2 protein-coding genes and 1 pseudogene are annotated in these 1,589 nt (G+C 64.3%); 1 reads left to right on the top strand and 2 read right to left on the bottom strand.

The window, feature by feature from the left end:
- Window positions 1-296 (top strand): type 2 periplasmic-binding domain-containing protein (locus tag A8G08_RS27735; protein WP_222844227.1); only part of this gene is annotated, 296 nt, incomplete at its 5' end.
- Here A8G08_RS27735 and A8G08_RS01375 read toward each other — a convergent pair.
- Both A8G08_RS01375 and A8G08_RS27855 read right to left on the bottom strand, forming a co-directional pair.
- Entirely contained in the window at window positions 286-1,455 is a 1,170-nt protein-coding gene (locus tag A8G08_RS01375; RefSeq protein ID WP_068269258.1) for a lipid-transfer protein, read from the bottom strand. The two genes, A8G08_RS27735 and A8G08_RS01375, sit on opposite strands and share 11 nt — an antisense overlap.
- Window positions 1,452-1,589: pseudogene (locus tag A8G08_RS27855) on the bottom strand (beta-hydroxyacyl-ACP dehydratase); the annotation flags it as partial. The gene A8G08_RS01375 and the pseudogene A8G08_RS27855, both read right to left, overlap by 4 nt.

Raw genomic sequence — 1,589 nt, 5'->3', positions numbered from 1 at the left:
ATGATGGCGGCGCTGAATTACCCCGGCTACGCGTGACACGTCTGACCGAACCGCAACTGATCCGAACCATCTGTCTGGCGCATCGGGCGAATCTTGCACCGAGCCATGCCGCCGTTGCCTTCCAGGCAATGCTGAAAGATTCCGTCGATGCCACTGCGGCAGAAACTGCGATGGGCCTCAGCGTGGAACATCCCCGATTGATGAACTCGCCGAGCGAATATGCGCGCAAAATGAATCACCACTGCCGGGCGGCTCGAGGCACGCCCGGCAGTGGGAGATCTGGAGCTACGCGGTGAGGACCAGTCCTGAGGTCGGCACACCCGTACCCGCGGTGACGAGCACGTTCGTCACGTCCGGCACCTGGTTGACCGCGGTGCCGCGGATCTGACGCACGGCCTCGGAAATGCCGTTCATGCCATGGATGTACGCCTCACCCAGCTGGCCGCCATGCGTGTTGATCGGCAGCTTGCCACCGAGTTCGATCGCGCCGTTGGCGATGAAGTCCTTCGCCTCGCCGCGGCCACAGAACCCGAGTTCCTCGAGCTGCATCAGCGCGTACGGGGTGAAGTGGTCGTACAGGATCGCGGTCTGCATATCCTGCGGGGTCAGTCCGGACTGCGCCCACAGCTGGTCGCCGACCATGCCCATCTCCGGCAGACCCGAAAGGGCATCCCGGTAGTAGCTGGTCATGATGTATTGATCCGACCCGGAAGCCTGTGCGGCAGCGGCGATCACGACCGGCTTGTTCGGCAGGTCCTTCGCACGCTCCGGCGAGGTCACCACGATCGCGATGCCGCCGTCGGATTCCTGGCAGCAATCGAGTAGATGCAGCGGCTCGGCGATGTAGCGCGAGTTCTGGTGATCCTCGATCGTGATCGGCTTGCCGTAGAAGAACGCGTTCGGGTTGGTCGCCGCGTGCTTGCGGTCGGCAACCGCGATCGCGCCGAAATCCCGACTGGTAGCGCCATATACGTGCATGTAGCGCTGCGCGATCATCGCGACGAACGAGGCCGGCGTGCTCAACCCGTGCGGGTAGGAGAACGCGTTGTCGGTGCCCGAGGAATTCACCTGCGACACGAGCGACGAATTGACCTGTCCGAAGCGCATTCCCGAGCGCTCGTTGAACGCGCGGTACGCGACAACGACATCCGCAACGCCGGTGGCCACTGCCATCGCCGCCTGCTGGATGGTCGCGCAGGCCGCGCCGCCGCCGTAGTGGATGCGCGAGAAGAAGTTCAGGCTCGGGATACCGACCGAACGCGCAACCGCGATCTCGGTGTTGGTGTCCATCGTGAACGAGGTGAGCCCGTCCACGTCCGCCGGAGTCAGGCCGGCATCGGCGATTGCCGCGCTGACCGCCTCGGCGGCGAGGCGCAGCTCGCTGCGCCCCGAGTCCTTGGAGAAGTCCGTCGCGCCGATGCCGACAATTGCCGCCTTGCCGGACAATTCGCTCATTCGGCCACTCCATTCAGGACGAGGGTGACCTTCGACGTGATGTGATCACCGAGGCTGTCCTTGCCGACGACATCGACCGTGATGAGTCCGTCCTCGTCAACCGAGGCGACGGTCCCCTGCAGGATCAGGGTGTC

This window comes from Aldersonia kunmingensis (assembly GCF_001646865.1).
GTDB lineage: Bacteria > Actinomycetota > Actinomycetes > Mycobacteriales > Mycobacteriaceae > Aldersonia > Aldersonia kunmingensis.
This window is presented reverse-complemented; position numbering and strand designations above follow the sequence as displayed.